The organism is Rhodococcus sp. T7 (assembly GCF_009872365.1).
GTDB lineage: Bacteria > Actinomycetota > Actinomycetes > Mycobacteriales > Mycobacteriaceae > Rhodococcus_F.
The window spans coordinates 18,394-37,160 of sequence record NZ_WXYH01000154.1; the positions used below are offsets into that span (position 1 = coordinate 18,394).

An 18,767-nucleotide genomic window follows, 5' to 3' on the forward strand; every position below is an offset into this window, starting at 1 on the left:
ACCCGTTCGAACCACGGCGGGCGGCGGCTCCCTCCGAGGCGGAAACGCGGGTCCATTAGGCTCGCTGTCATGCAGTCTTGGTCCGAAACCGCTGTCCCGTCCGTTCCAGGCCAGGGGCCTCCGCTGCGGTTGTTCGACACCGCCGACCGGCAGGTGCGCCCCGTCACCCCCGGACGCACGGCCACGATGTACGTGTGCGGTATCACCCCCTACGACGCGACCCACCTCGGTCACGCCGCCACGTATCTGACGTTCGATCTGGTGAACCGGATCTGGCGTGACGCCGGGCACGACGTGCACTACGTCCAGAACGTCACCGACGTGGACGAACCGCTGTTCGAGCGCGCCAACCGCGACGGCGAGGACTGGGTCGTCCTCGGCATGCGTGAGACGGCACTGTTCCGCGAAGACATGGAAGCCCTCCGGGTCATTCCCCCGCGCGACTACATCGGCGCGGTGGAATCGATCGGCGAAGTGATCGAGATGGTCGAGAAGTTCGTGGCGTCCGGCGCCGCCTACGTCGTCGACGACCCCGAGTTCCCCGACGTCTACTTCCGCGCCGACGCGACGGAACAGTTCGGGTACGAGTCCGGCTACGACCGCGCGACGATGGACAAGTTCTTCGCCGAACGCGGCGGCGACCCCGACCGCCCCGGCAAGCAGAATCCCCTCGACGCGCTGGTGTGGCGTGCGGTCCGGCCGGGTGAGCCGTCCTGGCCGTCGCCGTTCGGACCCGGGCGTCCCGGCTGGCACATCGAGTGCTCGGCCATCGCACTCAACCGCATCGGTTCGGGTTTCGACGTCCAGGGCGGCGGCAGCGACCTGATCTTCCCGCACCACGAGTACTCCGCGGCGCACGCCGAGTCGGCCACCGGGGACCGTCGCTTCGCACGCCACTACGTGCACACCGGCATGATCGGCCTCGACGGCGAGAAGATGTCGAAGAGCCGCGGCAACCTCGTGTTCGTGTCGAAACTGCGCGGCGAGGGCGTCGACCCGGCCGCCATCCGCCTCGGACTGCTGTCCGGGCACTACCGGCAGGACCGCCCGTGGACCGAGCAGGTTCTCGCCGACGCCCACACCCGGCTCCAGTTGTGGAAGGACGCCGCCGCGCTCGAGTCGGCGCAGTCCGCCACCGACACGATCGCCCGGCTCCGCCAGCATCTCGCGGACGACCTCGACACCCCGAAGGCGCTCGACGCCCTCGACGGCTGGGCCCGCCGCGCCCTCGACAACGGCGGTTCCGACACCAACGCGCCGAGCGAATTCGGCGCGGCGGTGGATGCCCTTCTCGGTGTGCGGCTTCGCCGCCCGTGAGTACTTCTTAACCGCCCGCGGTTAAGAAGTACTCACGGGTCAGGCGAACTCGAACGCGCCCTCCGCCGGCGTCGGGACGCGCCGGCGCAGGGGCGAACCGAGCGCCTGCGCCAGGTCGGTGCCGTCGTGTTCGGCGAGTAGTTCACCGTCGGACCACACGAGCAGGGTGGCGCTGACGCTCTGCTCGGCCGTCGAGTGCGCCAGGTCGTAGTGCGCGCAACCCGGGACGCCGCCGTACGTGATCCACAGGTCGAACCCGGTCATGAACAGGTCGAGGTCGAATTGCACGCTGAGGCCGAGCAGTTCGGCCCGGCCGTTGTCGTCGACGCCGGCGAACGCCTCGTCCAGCGCCAGCAGTCGCGGGGCGTGCGGGTCGGCCGAGTCGAGCATGACGTGTGCTGCGGCGAACAGCGGCAGGTGCAGTGAGACGGACTGCTCGCCGCCGGAGAGTGCGCTGTGCCGGGCGACCGTCAGCCTGTCCTCGTTGCCGTTCCCGCTGATCAGGGTGAACGAGAACACCCGCCACCGCCGGTAGTCGAGGGCGGACGCCAGGATCTCCGGGTACGACCGTTCCGGGTGGGCGGCGCGGGCGGTCCTGATCTGGTGGGCGAAGTGGGCGCGCATCGTGGCGAGTTCGTCCGGGCCGAGCGCCGAGGTGTCGCGCTCGAGCAGCTTGGAGATGGCCTTCGCGCTGTCGTCGAGGTTGTCGGCGAGAACCCAGTGGACGCCGATGGTGTTGCCGGACGACATCCGCCGCTCCCGCATCTCGGTGCCCATCCGGGCGATGAGTTCGCGGGCGTCGACGGTGCGTTCGTGGATCTGCTGGGCGAGACCGGTGAGCAGCGCGTCCTCCAGGATGCGACGCTCGGATTCGGTGAGCAGCAGTTCCTGGTCGGAGCGCGCGGACGCGATGCGGGCGGCGAACTCGCCGATCGACGAGTACCCCTCGTCGTCCTGTACCTGGACCACCGTCAGGCCGTCCGGCGCGTCCCACTGCAGGCGGTAGTCCTGGCCGGCGGCCGCGAGTTGTGCGTCGAAGTCCTGCAGCGCGGTGGTGAGCGCCGTGCGCGTCGACTTGCGTGCCGAGTCGCTGACCCGGACCGATTCGGTGGCGCCGTCCAGTGCGCGGAACAGCGCGTCCGCTTCGGGCGGCAGGATCGGGGTGTCCTGGTCGGCGTTCTGGATGCGATACACCAGCTGTTCGGCGCTCATCCACGCGGCCGCGCTGGCCGGCCAGGTGTGGCCGCCGTCGACGCCGAGGAGTTCGAGCAGGTCGCGCCTGGCGTACGGCGCGAGGTGGGCGGCGTCCGCGTGGGTTTCGGTGAGCGCCAGCCGGAGCGTCTGGACGGCGGTGTTGTACGCGCCCTCGGCCTTACCGATCGCCTCGCCCGCATCCTTGTCCGCTTTGCGGGCGTCGCGCTGCTCCTTCTTGCACGCCTCGATCCGCGCATGCGCCTCCTCGAGTTGCCGGTCCAGTTGCTCGGCCCCCGCGCCGAGCGTGTCGCGGAGCGTCTCGAGGCGCTGGATCTGTTGCGCGAGTACCTCTTCGGCGATGGCGGCCTCCTCCGCGAATTCCTCCGCGTTGCCGCGCGCCTCGTGCAGGCGGGCCTCCGACTGGCGTGTGTGCTCGACCTCCTTGCCGTGTTCGCGCCTGCAGCGCTGCACCATCTCGCCCTGCTTCTCGAAATGCCGCACTGCCGCGGCGAGCGAGTCGATCTCTCGGGCGATGTGGGGAGTCCGGTGCGTGGATGCGGTGGCCCGGAGTTGTTTTTCCTTCGCGGACAGGTCGGCGATGGCCTGGTCGAGTTCGCGGCCGACGGCTGTCGCGGTGTCGGTGCGGCTGCGGAGCGCGCCTGCCGATTCGGTGACCTTCTTCAGCGCGGCGAGGATCGATCCGGTTCGGGGCAGGGCCTGCGCTGCCGCGGTCGTCCGCGTCAGCAGCGCTGCCACCGCATCCGCGGATGCCCTCGTGTCGTCGAGCCACGCCCGTGCTTCTTCCAGCGTCCTGTCGAGTTCGGTGATGCGAGCGGCACGCCTGCGGGCCCGCGCCGTGGTTCCGATGTACTCCGCATCCGATTTCGTGTGGCGTCCCCGCTGGATCCCCTGGCGGTACGCCCCGTCCCCAGCGACTCCGACCGGACCCTCGGCGAGGTCGAGGGATTCGAGGGCGATGGATTCGAGGATTGCGCGCACGCGCTCGTCGGGGACACCGGTGTCCTGCTCGACGTCGAGGACGTCGGCGAGAGTTCTGCCGGCCGGCCGCGCTTCGGAGGGGAGGGCCACGAGGAAGTGTTCGGATTCGACGTCGGGGAGCGCGTCGTCGACGGTGACCCAGCCGTCGAGGAGATTCGCGGCCTCCAGTGCGGCCTCGATTCCCGCCGCGACCGTGGCGTCGACACCGTCGGCGAACCGGACCAGACGCCACAGCGGCGCACCGGTCAGCCGGGACCGCGTGTCGTGCCTGCCTGCCGGGAGCGGCGGGGCGTCGTCATGCTCGGATTCGATTGACGCGCGCGCCGATTCGTGTTCGGCGATCGCCGCGGCCGCGGCGGCGCCGTCCCGGTCGGATTGCTGACGACGCATCCGGAGTGCGTCGACGGCGTCCGTGATCTGCTCCGTCAGCGTCTCCGACAGAGTGGCGGCGTCGTCGTCACCGATCCCGCGGAGGGCGGTGTCCAGTGCGTCGAACAGTGCAGCGGGCGCCTCGATCTCGGCGTAGAGAGACGAGTGTTCCGTCCACCAGGAGCGGAGGTCGGTGGCGCATCGGCTGCGGGCCGATTCGACCGCGGTCTCGGCTTCGAGGACGGCCACCTTCGCGGTGTCGAGTTGCTCCTGGCCGCGACGTGCTGCGTCGTCGGCGCGGGTCCGCTCGGTGGCGGCCTTCTCGACGGTGGCGAGCGCGGCCCGGACCGCGCGCAGGTCGCCGTCGCGTTCCTCGGCGTGCCCGCGCAGCGCCGCGGTCAACTGGTCGGCGCGCGCGTCTTCGGGGAGTGCGGTCCAGGTGATTCCGGCGTCCTCGGCGGCGGCGTGAAGTTCGTCCTCGGCGTGCGCGAGCGCCTCGACGGCGCGGGTGACGGCGTCGCCCGCCTTCGCGTGCTCCTCGGACCGCTGTTCGAGGGCCGCCTTGGCCTTGCGTGCCTTCTCGGCCTGCAGTTCCGTCGACTTCTCGAGCGTCGACACGGCCTGCGCCAGGTCGTCGAGTTGCGTCCGCCCCTCGTAGGCGGTCGAGCGCTTCAGCGCGTCCAGGGTGGCGTTGGCCTGGTCGAGTGCGCGGTCGGCGGCGGTGAAGCGTTCTTCGGCGGCCTCCCGGCTCGCCTGGCTGCGCGCCCGGTCGGCTGCCGCCCCGTGGAGGGCGGTAATGCCGGACCGCACCGCGTCGAGACGGGTCGCGAGTTGGTCGACGTCCGTACGCGCCTGCTGGCGAAGGTATTTCGCGTACACGTCGACGAAGCTCTGCGCCGCCTGGTCCGCCGCCGCCAGCCCCTCGAGTGCCCGGCCGACCTCCTCCATGTCGCTGAACGAGCGCGCCGCCTCGAGGACCAGTTGTTCGTCGAGGGGGCGCAGACCGTCGGTGAGTGCCTGCGACAGTCCCTTGGGGTCGAGATTCTTCGCGAGCTGTGGGCGGCGCAGGGTGAGGATGAGGTTGATCAGCTGGTCGTAGCGCTGGACACCGAGCCCGAACATGCGGGCGTCGATGGCGGCGCGGTAGTCGAGCGGCCGGTCGGTGATGGAGTCGGTGCCGATCTGCTCGCCGAGTTGCTTCTTCGTGAGCGGACGGTCGTCGCTGCCGAGCAGGGAGAAGTCGACGCCGACCCGGCCGTCGGCCACGAAGTACCAGCGCGTGACCTTGTCGTTGGTGCGGGAGGCGCGCATGCCGATGCCCACGGTGACGGCCTCGGGGTCGTCCTTCGCGCCGCGGCAGAACTCCATCCAGACGTACGAGTGCGCGCTCTCCTGTCCGCGGTACAGGAGGTTCGACTTCATGGTCCGTTCCTCGCCTGCGAACGGGTTGAGACGACGCGGTTCGATCCTGCCGTCGAAGACGAACGGGAACAGCACCTCGAGCGCCTTGGTCTTGCCGGAACCGTTGGGGCCGCGGAGAACGAGGCGGCCGTCGGCGAAGGAGAACTCCTGATCCCGGTAGTCCCAGAGGTTGATGATCCCGGCGCGGGTGGGCCGGAAACGCGCACTCGTCATGCTGTGATGTCCTCGCTGTCGTTCGCTGAGCTCTGGAACAGGTCGATCTCCGGTGTGCGGTCGCGGATCGTGACCACCACACCCCGGTAGCGGGCGAGCGCCGGGAGCGCGAGCACGCCGCCCGGCACCGCCGCGGTCAGACGCAGCCGCTCGAGCAACGCCAGCGCGGCGCGGCCCAGGCCGTCCGGGTCTGCCTGCCACCCGGCGGCGAACGTGCGCCCGAATCTGTCGGTCAGGGTCCGGACGATGCCGGTGATCCACTCGTCCTCGACGACCGGGAAGAGCCGGTCGGCGGGGGCGGGCTCCGCGGGCTCGACTCCGTCGTGGCCTGCCAGGCTGTCGAAGATCCCGGACTGCGGAATCGCGCTGTCGACCTGTTCGACCAGGTCCTCGGACCGGCCCCGCGGCAACGGCATCCGGGCGATCTCCGGGGTGTCGGGATCGAGGACGCGATCGGCGATCTCCCCGGCGAGCAGCAGCGCGACCTGCGCGACCGTCCCCGTCCCCGGGAACCGGACGTCGGAGAGCCGTCCGGACGAGTCGATCATCGCGACGCCCTCCTCGCGCCGTTCCGCGACCAGTCCGGTGAGCAACTCGACATCGGCTGCGGTCCGGGGGAGCGCGAGTTGCACCAGTTCGTGGTCGTCCAGGTCGGCGGCGTAGACGACGGGCCGTTCGACGAGAGCGCGCCGGACCCGCCGCGTCGTCTCCTTCACGTCGACCGTTCGAGATGTCCCGAACTCCGCGGTGTCGTCGTCGGTCACCGATTCCGCGCCGGCGAGCAGACCGCGAATGGAGCGGAGATGCTGCAGCGCGCGCGGCGGCCGGAACAGGGCGATGACGACGGACCGGTCGATGTCGTAGAGCGCTTCGCCCGCATCGGGATTGGCGGCCCAGCCGCCCGCGTCACCGTCGGCGAGTTCGATCGCGCCGCGGGCCGCGAGCCAGCCGACGGCGTCGACGAACGCGTCCCGGTCGGACGCGCGTTCGGTGGACAGGTCCACCCCGTCGACCTGCGCGGCGTCGGCGGCGACGTGGTCGGCGAGTTCGGACAGAGTGATCTGGTTCCCGGCGCGACCCAACGCGGCCAGCGCCAACGCGAGGTAGGCGTAGCGGTACCGGTCGAACGTGCGGTCGGTGGCCGTCTTGGCCGGGGTCCCGGCGTCGAGTCGGTCGCTGACCGTGAACAGGCGGGCGGTCGTCTCGGTGACCTCGAGCCGGTACCCGAAGAGCGTCATCAGATCTTCGCGCAGTTCGGTGGCCCACCGGCGGAGCAGGGGAAGCGCGATGCGATCCGGATAGGTCTGCGTCACCAGATGATTCGACAGGATGACGCGGGCGGCGCGCTGATACGAATCGAGGGCGAGCGGTGAGATCTCCCGTGCCTTCACCGAACGCTCACCTGCAGTCCGTCGAGGTGCAGACGTCCGCGGGCGGTGTGCACCACCGTCGATTCGCTGTGCGGGCTGAGGGTGAGCTTCACGCCGTTCTCCGATCCGGTGCTGCTCTTGACGCGGCCGCTGACCGGTACCCGCGCCGTCAGTGCGGCGTTCAGCAGGCTCAGCAGCACGTCGGTTTCGGCCTCGTCGAGTTCCCGCTCGTAGACTCCGCCCCGGGCCAGCGACTGGGCGGCGGCCGCGCGATTTCGTTGTGCGGTCAGCTGTTCCTCCCGCAGACGGCGCACGCTGCCCTCGTTGCGCTGCACCCGCGCGGGCAGGCCCGGGGACGGGGGACGTCCGGTCTCGGCCAGCGTGCGGGAGATCTCCACGGGCTGCGCCTCCCACCACGACCGGGTGTCGGGGATGATGTCGGCGTCCGGATGCACCATCGAGAGATGGCGCGGACGCCCGAGGTCGAACACGGCCTGGAACAACGCGTGCGCGGCGTCCTCGTTCGGAGTCGCGGCGAACCAGCCTGCGAGGTGCCGCAATTGGCTCTCCCTGCTGACGCCGCCCTTGCGGGTCTCGGTGACGCGGCGCAACAGCGACAGGACGGCGGCGATGGCGCTCATCGTGCCCTCGCGCAGGCGTTCCGACTCGCTCGGACCCGCCTCGCTCCCGACGAACCAATGCGTCAACCCGGCCCACCGCGCGCGCCAATCGGCTTTGCGCTCTTCGACATCGAGGAACATCCGCTCGTCGCTGGCGGCGGCCCGCGTCACCATCGCCTCGACGTCGGTGCCTTCCACGAGCGCAATGGCCGCGGCGAGCTTCGGCGCATACCTCGACAGGTCGGAGCTGAATTCGCGCATGTGCGTGAGGAGAGCGTCCTTGTGGGACATGAACGTCTCAGGGGTGATCTCCGTGGTCCGGACGAGATCGCCCAGCGTCAGATAGAACTGGGCCGCCCGTCCGGCCATGTCGGACAGCGTCGCATCGAGACGGTTGAGTTTCCGGTACACCAGGTCGTTGTCGGCGGCGCGATTCGCCGCGGCCAGGTCGTTCATGTCGGCGAGGAGGTCGGGAAGCGCCAGCCGGGACAGCGACGCGTCGTCGAGGCGGGCGGCGAGTGCGTCCTCGACGGCCCGGAACACCTGGTAGCCGGCCTGACTGAACTGGTACACGAAGTGCCGGTTCCGGTATTCGGCGAGCGTCGCGGCGCGCGTTCCGTCGTAGCTGCGCTCGAGCACTTCCCAGACGTGGAGTTGCTCGAGCAGGGGAGTGACGTCGCCGGCCCCGAGCTGCCCGGCCGGGTCCTCGGTGGCGAGGCCGTCCAGGATGCGGGCGACGTCGCCCGCGTGGAGCAGCACGATGTAGTTGGCGCGGGCGTGGTCGAAGGCCCGCAGCACCCACAGGTACTCCGCCCGCTTCTCCGCGGTGGCGAAGGAGAACAGTTTCAGCCGGTCGTCCCGGAGCGGGGGAGCGACCGCCGGACGCGGGGCGCGCAGCCCCGACGGGGACCGACCTGGATCGCTGCCTGATTCACTCACCGTGACAGGTTATGCGGTCGTGCAGCGGTCGAGCGAACGCCGTGCCGACCTGCACCGACATCTCCCGACGACGAGCGGCGGGCAATCAGAGGACGAACAGCACGAAGACGATCGCGACCAGCACGAGCGCCAGCCCGACCGCCGCGGCGACGAGCCAGGACGCCCGGGAGGCACTGTCGGAATCGTCCCCGGACTGCTCGACGGCGCGCGGTTCCGGCGGCGTCGCGACCGCCGTTCCGCCCGACGCCCGTGCGGGGGAGGTGCCCACCGCCGCGGCGGGCGCGGGGTTCTGCGTGCGGGGGGCGGGCCGGTTCGGGGTTGTGGAGGTAGACGGCACGGGCTCGCCGACGACGGCGTCGATCACCTCGGTGACGTCGTACGACGGCGGCAGGCCGATCGGGGTGACCCGGTGGGTGGTCGGATTGAACCCGGCGGCGCGGATGGCGGCGCCGAGCGCCGAGGTCTGCTCGGGGCCCGGGCCGACGACGCACCGGACGTCGAACTTCTCGCCGATCGTGGCCGCGAATCCGTGAACGGCCGCGGAGTCCCTCGCGATCAAGCCGTCGCCCGTGACGACCACGGCATCGAGGTTGCCGGGCAGCCAGCCGAACGCACCGAGCGCGGTGGCGATCTGGGCCGTCGGAGAGCCCCCCGAGGAGAACCGGAACGCCTTGCCTGCCTCGACACCCGAGCGAATCAGCGCGACCGTCGATCCGGTGTCGTCGACGTGATAGATGCCGACCAACTGCCCGGGGCGCTCGGCGATCTCGGATTCGAACCAGGCCGCGGCCGCTTCGGCGTCCGAGACCAGGGACAGGTACGACATGTCGGCGTAGTCCAGCGCGTCGCGGAGCGCTGCGACCGCGGCCGAGTCCCAGCGGGTCGGATAGGTGGCCATGATGTCGGGGGCGCCGCCCGTCCGGCCACCGTGGTCGGGGAGAGGTTCGCACTCGCGGAGCAGGCAGCGCATCGCACCCGCGACCAGGTCTTCTGCGCGATACCGCGATCCGTCGCCCACCGCGACACCGGCCGGGTCGCCGACGCGGGGAAGAAACCCCGACACGGTGTGGGTGTCGCCGATCGTGTGCGGCGCCGATCCGCCGAGAATTGCGGTGCCGTCCGGGCACATGTGCAGGACGGTGTCGCGGACGATGACGACCGGATCCGGGGACCCTGGATCGTTCGACGCCACCACCGCGGTGGACACGACACTGCCGATCCTGAGCCCGACTCCCATGGACATGCAAGAACCCCTATTCGTGTTGCGAACGGATTGCGACTTCCGTCAGGCCCGTCCGACTCGGTCGGTGAGGCCACAAGATGTACATCCTGCTACCAGAGGGTGCTTGTGCGCGCCATCACGCGCGGCGTGGCGTGGTCGTATTGCACACAGTCGGCGAGTTTCCGCCTGCGGCGAGTGATCGGTCAGGTCACCGTCGGGCGATCCAGGCCGTCCGGCTGCCGCGGACCGTCAGGTCGCCGCGGTGCAGGACGCAGTCGGGGCCGTCGTCCGAGAGGAGGCGATCGAGAGTGTCGCGGTCGTCGGCGGCGAGTTGTCCGTCGAGGGCGGAGCGAACACGGCTCAGAAAGGTGCGTGCGTAGCGTCCGGCGTTCGGCGGCGCCGAAGTTGCCTCGCTGGTGAAATTGCGTTCCTCGACGTCCACGAAACCGGCCCGCTCGATGTGGCCTCGCCAATTGGGGTGCGCGTTCCAATCCATCCGCGCCAGGGCGTCGTGGCAGCGCGACTCCAGGCCCGGGCGGCCCATGCCCAGGTTTTCGGGCAGGAGGCGGGGCAGAGCGTCCATCTCGACGACCACCAGCACGCCGTCGGGGTTCATCGCGGCGTGCATGTCGCGGAGCACCCGGTCGGGGTCGGCGACCTCGTGCAACGAGGAAGCCGCCCACACGACGTCGGCGGCCTCGACCGCGGGCCATCCGGCATCCAGATCGGCGTGCACGACGCTCACCCGGTAAGGCAGGCCCTGCTCGCGCGCGGCTGTGCGGATGCGGTCGAGCATCACCTCCGACCTGTCGATCGCGATGACCTCGGCGGCGGGGAACCGCCGAGCCAGCGTCAGGCTGCCGACGCCCGTTCCCGCGCCCACGTCGACGACCCGGCGCGGGGTCTCCCGGACCCGCAGCTCGGCCCAGTCGGCCACCTGGTCCAGATAGGAGCCGAAGATCTCGGCGTCCAGATCGAGGAGGTCCGGCAGAGCGGCTTCATGGGCCGATGTGTGCCCGCCGTGGTGCCCGCCATGGTGATGCGAGTGCTGTGTCATGGCTCCAGGCTAGCCGCGTTCTGCTCTATGCGCATACACTCTTGCGTATGACGCAAGAACTGGGATTGGACAGTGTGATCCGGCAGCGCATCCGGGGCCTACGACTGGCCCGCGGTTGGTCCCTCGACGCGCTCGCCGCCCGCTGCTTCCTCAGTCCGTCCACCCTGAGCCGCATCGAGACGGGTCACCGACGGATCGCCCTCGACCAGCTGGTTCCGATCGCGCGGGCTCTCGGCACCACGCTCGATCAGCTCGTCGAGTCCGTCGACGACGAGGACGTGGTGATCCGGCCGATGCCCGAACAGACGCGCGGCCTCACGACCTGGCTCCTGTCCCGCGAACGCGCCCTCCACGGCGCGACCGTGGCGAAGATGCGTATCACCCCCGAACGGCCCGCGGGCCCGGACCACGTGTGCGTGCACCCTGGTCACGAGTGGTTCACGGTTCTGTCGGGGACGGCCCGCCTGCAACTGGGTGAGCGGACCATCCTGATCGAAGCGGGTGCCGCAGCGGAGTTCTCGACCATGGTGCCGCATTCCATCGGCGCTCACGACGGTCCGGTGGAGATCCTCACGATCTTCGACCACGACGGGGAGCGGGCACACCTGCACGCCGCGGACGACGCGCCGCCGGCGTGACGTACGCGCCGGTGACATACGGCCCCATACGATGTGGGCGGCATCGGCGCACGCCGAGGAGAAAGGACGGACATGTCGTCTTCCGACACCGCGGGCGAGACGGAGTTCCCGGCGAGCATGGGGAAGGTCTCCCGTCGTGAGCTCGCGTCCCACGGCTACACGCGTTTCGATCAACTGACGACGGTCACCGCCGAGGAGCTGTTGAAGATCCACGGCGTCGGACCGAAGGCGATCCGGATTCTCGGGGAGGAGCTCGCGGAGCGGGGTCTCGGCTTCGCCGGCTGATCGGCGGAGGCGCTACAGCAGGCCGTGCGCGCGCTGATACGTGGCGGGCGGTGTGCCGACGACCTGCGTGAAGGCCCGGGTCAGGTGGGCCTGGTCGCTGAACCCCAATTCGTAGGCGAGCGCGGACCAGTCGATCCTCTCGCCCGAGTGGGCGGCGGCGGCCGCGTCGAGGATGCGAAACCGCTGGATCACCCATTTCGGGCCGATGCCGACGTATTCGGTGAACAGCCGTTGCAGGGTGCGCAGGCTACAGCCGGCGTGTGCGGCGAGCTGGTCTGCACGGACGACGTCCCGGCGGCGCTGGGCGTCGCCGACCAGGGCCGTGACCTCCCGTCCCGTGGGATCCGGAACCGGATCGGTGCGCAGAAGGTACCGCTCGAAGGCGTCGATCATTTCCGCGCTGTCGGTGCCGGCGAGGATCCGTTCCGCGACCGGGCGATCGTCACCGGTGAGCAAATCCCGTCCGGGCTGGACGGTTCCCGAGATCGCGCCGAGACTGCCCTTCAACAGCGGCCGGAAGCCGCCGGCGTGAAAGGCGGCTCCCAGCACGTGGCCGTGCCCCGTCAACGTGCGGTAGAACGGCGACCGGGAGATCCCGTGCACCAGCAACTGCCCGTCCTCGGCGGCGATGTGAACGCGAGGCTGAGGCACGACCTGCTGCCGATGGGGTTTCGGCACCGACCACCTCACCAGCCAGTGGTAGTCGACGAACTCGGCCAAATCTGCTCGGGGAGCGACCCGTTCGACCTCGAACCCCGGTGCGGCGGCGGTCGGGCGGACGATCGCCTCGGGATGTCCTGGCATGTTCGGCACTCGACCATCCTAGTGTCGCGAATGTTCAAGAACGCCATGCCGTCGTGGACCTAAAGTCTCCTGACATGAGCTACTCACACACTGCTCGAAGCAAATTCACCATCGCCGCGTGGTCCGAATCGGTGATCACCGACATCGACGGCGAAGGTACGACCGCCGGCGACACCTACTACCCCGCACGCGGCGCCACCCGAGCGGCCGTCGAATATTCGTACTCCGGGGACATCGAGGGAACGAGCACCGTTGCCTACCTGATCGCGTACAAGGCCGATGCTGCCCCGGTGCTCGGCCTCGAGCGCTTCGAGGGTTCGATCGGCGGGCACGACGGAACGTGCGTGTTCCAGCACCTCGGCAGCCAGGACCAGGGTTCCGTGTCGGCACGGATCGAGGTGGTGCCGGGTATGGGCACGGGCGGTCTGACCGGCCTGCGTGGCAGCGCGGACCTGTCCATCGCCGGACCCGGCGAGGGCGGCTACGAATTCGTCCTGTCCTACGACGTCGGCTGAGTTCGGGTCGTCGGGCGTTCGCTCAGTGGTTTCAGGCCACACGACGCCGCGAGGCCCTGCGACTCGATGCCCATCGCGGTGTTGGAGCGGGTCATGAAGTTCGTCAGTGCGATGAACGCGGTCAGTTCCACCATCGCGGCTGGGCCGAGCGCCTCCAGGAGCCTGGCCGACAGTTCGTCGGTGACCGTCGGCGGGGTCAGCGTCATCGCCTCGGCGTACTCCAGCACGTCACGCTCCAACGGGGTGAAGACGTCGGACTCACGCCATCGGGGCACCTCGCGTGCCTTCGTCTCGTCCAGCCCCTTGTTGTGGGCTTGGAAGTAGCCGTAGTCCAGGCAGAAGGCGCAGCCGACCATGCTCGCGACCGCCATGTGGGCGAACGATTTCAGATTCTCGTCGCACCGGTCCCACTTCTGTACCTGCCGGCCGACGCTGAAGCTGAAGTTCGTCACCTTGCGGTTGTGCCACACGACCCCCACCCCCTCGGGCACGTCCCCGAGCATCTTGCGGGACATCCGCTTGACGACCGCACCGTAGACGCCGGTCAATTCTGCCTGCGGGATTCTGGCCATGATTTCCTCCTCGGTTCGAATGTTCTCGGCATAGAGACACCGGCCACGCGCCGAATGTGACATCCGAACCGGAAATTTTTTCGCCGGCCGCCCCTCAGCCCTGCGCGAGTGCGCGGTCGGCCAGCGCGGCGATCACGGGGGAGAGTGCCTGCGCGTGTTCGAGCGTCAGGTGGTTGTCGTCGCGGTACACGAGGTCGTTGCCGACGACCACCGGGCAGCGCTCGGTGGTGCAGAACAGGGTGGTGAGATCGGCGTACCGTCCGCCGCCTGCCGCGGTGGCGGCCGCCTCGGCCGCGACCCCGGCGTCGTTGACCGCGACCGGCCGCGGCGGCGCGCAGGCAGTCGCGTCGTCGAGGTGCGCGGACAGGCACGTCGGCACTGTCGACTGCGGATCCGGGACGGGCCCGAGGACCAGGACGGCCGCACCCGTGGCCCGGAGTTCCGTGACCAACCGGGTCAGGCTGTCGAGCCAGGGCCCGCCATAGACGCTGAAACCGAAATCGGCGCCGTACCGCCGGGACATGTTCAGCACGACCAACCGGGGCCGCTCGGTCCGCAGCCGGTCGAGGATCTCGCCGCGCCACTGCTCGCACTCACTGTATTCCCGCCCGAGGTAGGGGCTGGTGAGGGGAAGGTCGAGGAGTGGGCAGGTGACCTTGCCCATCGTCTCCAGCCGCCAATGATTCTGTTCGGCTGCCGTTTCGAACGCCGGCGCCCACATCGCGGCATGCGAATCACCGACGAGCGCCACCGTCGTCGCAGATGTCACGTCACCCGATGCGCACTCGTCCTGCCCCACCTCGAGCCACGACCGTACGCAGCCGTTGACGAACACGGCAGGCTTGTCGGCCGGTGCGTCGGCGAGCGGTGGCGACAGGTTCGACGGAACCGCCTGCAGTCCCGCCGATTCCGCAACCGCCGCCTGCACCTGCGCGGTCATGTCGTGCACTGCCGCGTCGCGCGGATCGACTGCGGGAGTGGCCGATTCGACCGGTGCCGTCACGGTGAGGGCCGCGGCCGCGGCGCCGTGTCCGACCGGGACCGGCCGGGCCACCAGCAGTACCAGTGCCGCGCACACGGCGACGGCGGTGACGGCGCCGCCGAGGACGAGGCTGCGCGAGGCCGAGCGACGCAGCGGAGCCGCGAAGCGGACCGGGTTCTCGACCAGGGCCAGTGTCAAGCCGGCCAGACCTGCGGACACCATGACCATCGCCAGCCGATCGGTCAGATCGAGAGAACGGCCGAGCACGATCGGCGCGAGCAACAGCACCGGCCAGTGCCAGAGATACCAGGAATAGGACACCTGACCGACCGCCCGCATCGGTGGCAGGGACAGGCCCCGGCCGACTCCCAGCCGCGGTGTGGCACAGCCCGCACCGATCACCAGCACCGTGCCGAGAACGGGCAGCAGCGCGGCGGTGCCGGGGTAGGGCGTCTTCTCGCCCAGCCGAAGACAGGCGAAGACGATCAGTGCGAGACCCGCCCATCCGGCGGCTGCGGCGACCACCGGCGGCAGCCGCCGCCAGTGCCGAACCGACAGCGCGACCAACCCGCCCGCGGCCAGTTCCCAGGCGCGGGCGGGCAGAGAGAAGAACGCCCACGGCGGCAGCGTGCGGGTCCAGTCGAGCGAGAGCGCGAACGACACCGTCGCGACCAGCGCGAGGACCACCAGATACGGGGTCGTCGACGGTGCGTGGTCCGGGCCCCGGCGTCGTGTTCTGCGCCGCACGAGCCAGGCGACCCCGATGATCAGCGCAGGCCACAGCAGGTAGAACTGCTCTTCGACGCCCAGCGACCAGTAGTGCTGGAACGGTGACGGGGGTGTGTCGGCGGCCAGGTAGTCGGTGCCGTGCAGCGCGAGCCGGTAGTTGCCGACGTAGAGCGCGCTGGCGATGCCGTCGCCGAGGACCGCACGGGCCTGCAGCGGGGGAAGGAGCAGGGCGGCGCCTACTGCGGTGGCCACCAGCACGACGCACCCGGCGGGCAGCAGCCGCCGGGCACGCGCACCGTAGAACTCGGCCAGCCCCACGCGGCCGGTGGCCGCCACGTCCCGCCACAGCACTCCGGTGATGAGAAACCCGGAGACGACGAAGAAGATGTCGACACCCGCGAATCCGCCGTCGATGCCGGGCACACCCGCGTGAAAGAAGACCACGGCCAGCACCGCGACGGCCCGCAGACCCTCGATGTCCGTACGGAACACGGTTCCCGCGGTCCGGTCACGGGCCTGAGGGTGGTCACCGGATCGGCCCCGTTGTTCCGGACTGGCGACGGTACTCATTCGATCTGCGATCTGTCCACGCGACGATCCCCTTCAGCTGCAGCACTGGCCTCATGATGACAGCGGTGCCGCAACTTTCCCGAAAGGCACGCCGTACCAGGGCAGAGCGCAATCGGGCGAACTTTCACACGTGCACGACGACCGACCCGTCGCGGACCGAGGCGGGGTACGTGCGGACCGAGCCCACACTCTCGGATCCGCAGGCGCCCGTGTCGAAGGCGAACGCGTACTGGTGGAGCGGACACATCACGCCGGTGGCGTCGATCTGTCCGTCGGCGAGGGGACCGCCCTTGTGCGGGCACACCGCGTCCATTGCCCGAACCGTGCCGTCCGACAGCAGGAATACGGCCACCTGCCGATTCTGCACGACGTACGTCCGGCCCTCGCCCGGTGTCAGGTCGCTGACCGGTCCCACCGCGACCTCGGCGGGACCCTCGATCAGGGCGGTCATCGGACCGGCACCTGGGGGAGCGGCAGCAGCGGAAGCGAGGGAGCGAACTGTGCGGGTGATTTCGGCGCGCTGCGCTCCTTCCAGGGATCCCGGTAGCCGTCGACCGCCGTCTGGATCCGCTCGTCCAATCCCGTCACGATGTCCTCCTCGTCTCGGACCAGTAGCGCCTGAAGATGTTCGAGCCCCACCCGCGGCACGAAATCGTAGGTGCGTTCGAGCCATTTCGCGTTCTCGCGGTAGTACTGGATGAATCGCCCGCCGAGTTCGATCACGGCGTCCGGTGATTCGACCGTGGCCAGCAGATCGCCCTTGCGGATGTGGGCGCCGGCGGCGCCGCCGACGTAGATGTCCCAGCGGCCGTCGCCGACCGCGACCACACCGAAGTCCTTGCACAGGGCCTCCGAGCAGTTGCGGGGGCAGCCGGCCACCGCGAGCTTCAGCTTCGCGGGCGTCTCCAGGCCCTGGAACCGCTCTTCGAGTGCGATGCCGAGGCTCGTCGAATCGCCGAGACCGTAGCGGCAGAAATCGGTTCCGACGCACGTCTTCACCGTGCGCATGCTCTTGCCGTACGCGAACCCGGACGGCATGTCGAGGTCGCCCCACACCTTGGGGAGATCCTCCTTCTTGATGCCGAGCAGGTCGATGCGTTGCCCGCCGGTGACCTTCACGAGCGGCACACCGTACTTGTCGGCCACGTCGGCGATCTTGCGGAGCTGATCCGGCGTGGTGACGCCGCCCTTCATCTGCGGGACCACCGAGAACGTGCCGTCGCGCTGGATGTTGGCGTGCACGCGGTCGTTGATGAACAGGGCGCCGCGCTCGTCCACCCAGTCGGGACCCCAGATCGTGCGGAGCAGGGACGCGAGCGGCATCTTCGCGGACGCGTCCTCCTGCGCGTCCGTCGCGAGTTCGGCGAACACCTGGGACACGGCACGCAGATCGCGGTCCCGGATGGTCGCGATGAGTTCGGGCTTGCTCATCGGGATGCACGGCACGTACCAGTCGGCGGAGGGATCGGCTTCGAGTTCGCCGCCGGCGGCGCAGGCCACGATGTCGGCGACGAGTCCCTTGCACGACCCGCAGCCCTTGCCCGCGCGGGTCTGGGCGCAGACGTCGGTGAGGGTCTTGGCGCCGGAGTGGACGCAGGCCACCAGGTCGCCCTTGCTCACGCCGTTGCAGTTGCACACCTGCAGGTCGTCGGGAAGGTCGGCGACACTCGTCGCGGCGCCCGGCGCCCCGACGTCGAAGAGCATGCTGATGCGCTCCTCGGGCAGCGGCACCTTGCCGTCGAACGCCTGCGTGAGGAAGCCTGCCTTGCTGATGTCGCCCATCAGGGTGGCGCCGATCAGCTTTCCGTCCCGGACGACGAGGCTCTTGTACGTGCCGCTGCGCGGTTCGTAGTACTGGACGAACTCGTCGTCCGCGGTCTGGGGTCCCTTGACGCCCATCGCGGCCACGTCCACCCCGGCGACCTTCAGCTGGGTGGTGGTGCGCGAACCGACGTAGGCCGCTTCCGGATCGGAGCCGGTGAGCACGTCCGCGAGGATGACCGCCTGCTCCCATACGGGGGCGACCAGGCCGTACGTCTCTCCGCGGTGCTGCGCGCACTCGCCGACGGCGTACACGGAACCCTCGTCCTCGCAGCGCATCTGGTCGTCGACGACGATCCCGCGCTCGACCACCAGGCCGGCGGCCCGCGCCAGTTCGGTGTTGGGTCGGATTCCCGCGGTGACGACCACCATGTCGGCGTCCAGTGTGGAGCCGTCGACGAACGACACGCCGGTCACCAAGCCGGCGTCGTCGCGCAGCACGGCGGTGGTCCGCATCGAGGTGTGGACGCCGACGCCGAGTTTCTCGATCTCGGCGCGGAGGACGCTGCCGCCGCGTTCGTCGAGTTGCTGGTTCATCAGGTGCCCGGGGGAGTGCACGACGTTGACGCTGAGTCCCTGGGTCCGCAGCCCGTACGCGGCCTCGAGCCCGAGCAGCCCGCCGCCGATCACCACCGCGGACACGTCGTCGCGTGCCTGCGCCATCTGCAGCATGCCGTTGGTGTCGGCGATGTTGCGGAATCCGAACACCCCGCGGGCCAGGCGTCCGTCGTGCTCCCGCAGTCCGTCCATGTTGGGAAAGAACGTGTTGCTTCCCGTGGCGACGATCAGCACGTCGTAGTCGACGACGCGGCCGCTCTCGCACGTGACGGTCTTCGCGAACCGGTCGAGTGAGACCGCCCGGTCACCGGCGTGGAGTTTCACACCGTTCGCCGTGTACCAGCCCATGGGGTTGAGGATCAGGTTCTCGTCGTCGACCGCCGCCTCCCCGGACAGCACGTGCGAGAGCATGATCCGGTTGTAGTTGCCGTACGGCTCGTCGCCGATCATGGTGATCTCGAACCGCTCGCGCCCGCCACGGTTCAGGATCTCCTCGACGGTGCGGGCGCCGGCCATACCGTTGCCGACGACCAGCAGCTTGCTCGAACTCGGTGTGTGGGCCATGCAAAGA

General features: G+C 69.8%; 14 protein-coding genes. 4 read left to right on the forward strand and 10 right to left on the reverse strand.

Annotated features, from left to right (window positions below; translation table 11 throughout):
* Nucleotides 1-69: 69 nt before the first annotated feature.
* Complete coding sequence (gene mshC / locus MLGJGCBP_RS16845) at nucleotides 70-1,317, forward strand: cysteine--1-D-myo-inosityl 2-amino-2-deoxy-alpha-D-glucopyranoside ligase (protein ID WP_160097041.1); 1,248 nt, start codon at nucleotides 70-72, stop codon at nucleotides 1,315-1,317.
* Between the two features lie 39 nt (nucleotides 1,318-1,356).
* Here mshC and MLGJGCBP_RS16850 read toward each other — a convergent pair whose 3' ends face one another.
* From MLGJGCBP_RS16850 to MLGJGCBP_RS16870, 5 genes are all read right to left on the reverse strand, one after another.
* Nucleotides 1,357-5,514 (reverse strand): TIGR02680 family protein, encoded by a 4,158-nt coding sequence (locus MLGJGCBP_RS16850; RefSeq protein WP_160097043.1) that lies wholly within the window; start codon nucleotides 5,512-5,514, stop codon nucleotides 1,357-1,359.
* A complete protein-coding gene (locus MLGJGCBP_RS16855; RefSeq protein ID WP_160097045.1) occupies nucleotides 5,511-6,905 on the reverse strand; it encodes a TIGR02678 family protein in 1,395 nt (464 codons plus the stop codon). The genes MLGJGCBP_RS16850 and MLGJGCBP_RS16855 overlap by 4 nt, the downstream gene beginning before the upstream one ends.
* Nucleotides 6,902-8,353: a TIGR02677 family protein gene (locus MLGJGCBP_RS16860; RefSeq protein WP_087557042.1), complete on the reverse strand. Its 1,452-nt coding sequence runs from the start codon at nucleotides 8,351-8,353 to the stop codon at nucleotides 6,902-6,904. The genes MLGJGCBP_RS16855 and MLGJGCBP_RS16860 overlap by 4 nt, the downstream gene beginning before the upstream one ends.
* 175 nt (nucleotides 8,354-8,528) lie before the next feature.
* The gene (locus MLGJGCBP_RS16865) at nucleotides 8,529-9,686 is read right to left on the reverse strand and encodes a hypothetical protein (RefSeq protein WP_087557002.1); all 1,158 of its coding nucleotides are present in this window, start codon (nucleotides 9,684-9,686) and stop codon (nucleotides 8,529-8,531) included.
* Nucleotides 9,687-9,873: 187 nt separating this feature from the next.
* Nucleotides 9,874-10,722: a class I SAM-dependent methyltransferase gene (locus tag MLGJGCBP_RS16870; RefSeq protein WP_160097047.1), complete on the reverse strand. Its 849-nt coding sequence runs from the start codon at nucleotides 10,720-10,722 to the stop codon at nucleotides 9,874-9,876.
* Nucleotides 10,723-10,769: 47 nt separating this feature from the next.
* On the opposite strand from MLGJGCBP_RS16870, the gene MLGJGCBP_RS16875 reads away from it, so the two are divergent.
* Nucleotides 10,770-11,360, forward strand: coding sequence for a helix-turn-helix domain-containing protein (locus MLGJGCBP_RS16875; protein WP_087557000.1), 591 nt, complete (start codon nucleotides 10,770-10,772; stop codon nucleotides 11,358-11,360).
* A 72-nt stretch (nucleotides 11,361-11,432) separates the two neighbouring features.
* Nucleotides 11,433-11,645, forward strand: a complete 213-nt coding sequence (locus MLGJGCBP_RS16880; protein WP_087556999.1) for a hypothetical protein — start codon at nucleotides 11,433-11,435, stop codon at nucleotides 11,643-11,645.
* 12 nt (nucleotides 11,646-11,657) lie between these two features.
* Here MLGJGCBP_RS16880 and MLGJGCBP_RS16885 read toward each other — a convergent pair whose 3' ends face one another.
* Entirely contained in the window at nucleotides 11,658-12,458 is an 801-nt protein-coding gene (locus MLGJGCBP_RS16885; RefSeq protein ID WP_160097049.1) for a helix-turn-helix domain-containing protein, read from the reverse strand.
* A 65-nt stretch (nucleotides 12,459-12,523) separates the two neighbouring features.
* Here MLGJGCBP_RS16885 and MLGJGCBP_RS16890 point away from each other — a divergent pair, with 65 nt between their 5' ends.
* Nucleotides 12,524-12,964, forward strand: coding sequence for a DUF3224 domain-containing protein (locus MLGJGCBP_RS16890; RefSeq protein WP_087556997.1), 441 nt, complete (start codon nucleotides 12,524-12,526; stop codon nucleotides 12,962-12,964).
* On the opposite strand, the gene MLGJGCBP_RS16895 is transcribed toward MLGJGCBP_RS16890, so the two are convergent.
* The 4 genes from MLGJGCBP_RS16895 to nirB all read right to left on the reverse strand — a co-directional run bounded on the left by MLGJGCBP_RS16895 (nucleotide 12,949) and on the right by nirB (nucleotide 18,760).
* Nucleotides 12,949-13,536 (reverse strand): carboxymuconolactone decarboxylase family protein, encoded by a 588-nt coding sequence (locus MLGJGCBP_RS16895; protein WP_160097051.1) that lies wholly within the window; start codon nucleotides 13,534-13,536, stop codon nucleotides 12,949-12,951. The two genes, MLGJGCBP_RS16890 and MLGJGCBP_RS16895, sit on opposite strands and share 16 nt — an antisense overlap.
* Before the next feature lie 94 nt (nucleotides 13,537-13,630).
* Complete coding sequence (locus MLGJGCBP_RS16900; protein WP_160097053.1) at nucleotides 13,631-15,817, reverse strand: acyltransferase family protein; 2,187 nt, start codon at nucleotides 15,815-15,817, stop codon at nucleotides 13,631-13,633.
* A gap of 124 nt (nucleotides 15,818-15,941) precedes the next feature.
* Entirely contained in the window at nucleotides 15,942-16,268 is a 327-nt protein-coding gene (locus tag MLGJGCBP_RS16905) for a Rieske (2Fe-2S) protein (RefSeq protein ID WP_160097055.1), read from the reverse strand.
* Nucleotides 16,265-18,760, reverse strand: coding sequence for a nitrite reductase large subunit NirB (nirB, locus tag MLGJGCBP_RS16910; protein ID WP_160097057.1), 2,496 nt, complete (start codon nucleotides 18,758-18,760; stop codon nucleotides 16,265-16,267). Before nirB ends, MLGJGCBP_RS16905 begins: the two co-directional genes overlap by 4 nt.
* Between the last annotated feature and the right edge of the window lie 7 nt (nucleotides 18,761-18,767).

Bases quoted from the DNA above. Each gene is read 5' to 3' on its own strand.
- MLGJGCBP_RS16850 (WP_160097043.1), bottom strand. From the start codon at position 5,514: ATGACGAGTGCGCGTTTCCGGCCCACCCGCGCCGGGATCATCAACCTC.
- nirB (WP_160097057.1), bottom strand. From the start codon at position 18,760: ATGGCCCACACACCGAGTTCGAGCAAGCTGCTGGTCGTCGGCAACGGT.
- MLGJGCBP_RS16890 (WP_087556997.1), top strand. From the start codon at position 12,524: ATGAGCTACTCACACACTGCTCGAAGCAAATTCACCATCGCCGCGTGG.
- MLGJGCBP_RS16875 (WP_087557000.1), top strand. From the start codon at position 10,770: ATGACGCAAGAACTGGGATTGGACAGTGTGATCCGGCAGCGCATCCGG.
- MLGJGCBP_RS16865 (WP_087557002.1), bottom strand. From the start codon at position 9,686: ATGTCCATGGGAGTCGGGCTCAGGATCGGCAGTGTCGTGTCCACCGCG.
- MLGJGCBP_RS16905 (WP_160097055.1), bottom strand. From the start codon at position 16,268: ATGACCGCCCTGATCGAGGGTCCCGCCGAGGTCGCGGTGGGACCGGTC.
- MLGJGCBP_RS16900 (WP_160097053.1), bottom strand. From the start codon at position 15,817: ATGAGTACCGTCGCCAGTCCGGAACAACGGGGCCGATCCGGTGACCAC.
- mshC (WP_160097041.1), top strand. From the start codon at position 70: ATGCAGTCTTGGTCCGAAACCGCTGTCCCGTCCGTTCCAGGCCAGGGG.
- MLGJGCBP_RS16870 (WP_160097047.1), bottom strand. From the start codon at position 10,722: ATGACACAGCACTCGCATCACCATGGCGGGCACCACGGCGGGCACACA.
- MLGJGCBP_RS16895 (WP_160097051.1), bottom strand. From the start codon at position 13,536: ATGGCCAGAATCCCGCAGGCAGAATTGACCGGCGTCTACGGTGCGGTC.
- MLGJGCBP_RS16880 (WP_087556999.1), top strand. From the start codon at position 11,433: ATGTCGTCTTCCGACACCGCGGGCGAGACGGAGTTCCCGGCGAGCATG.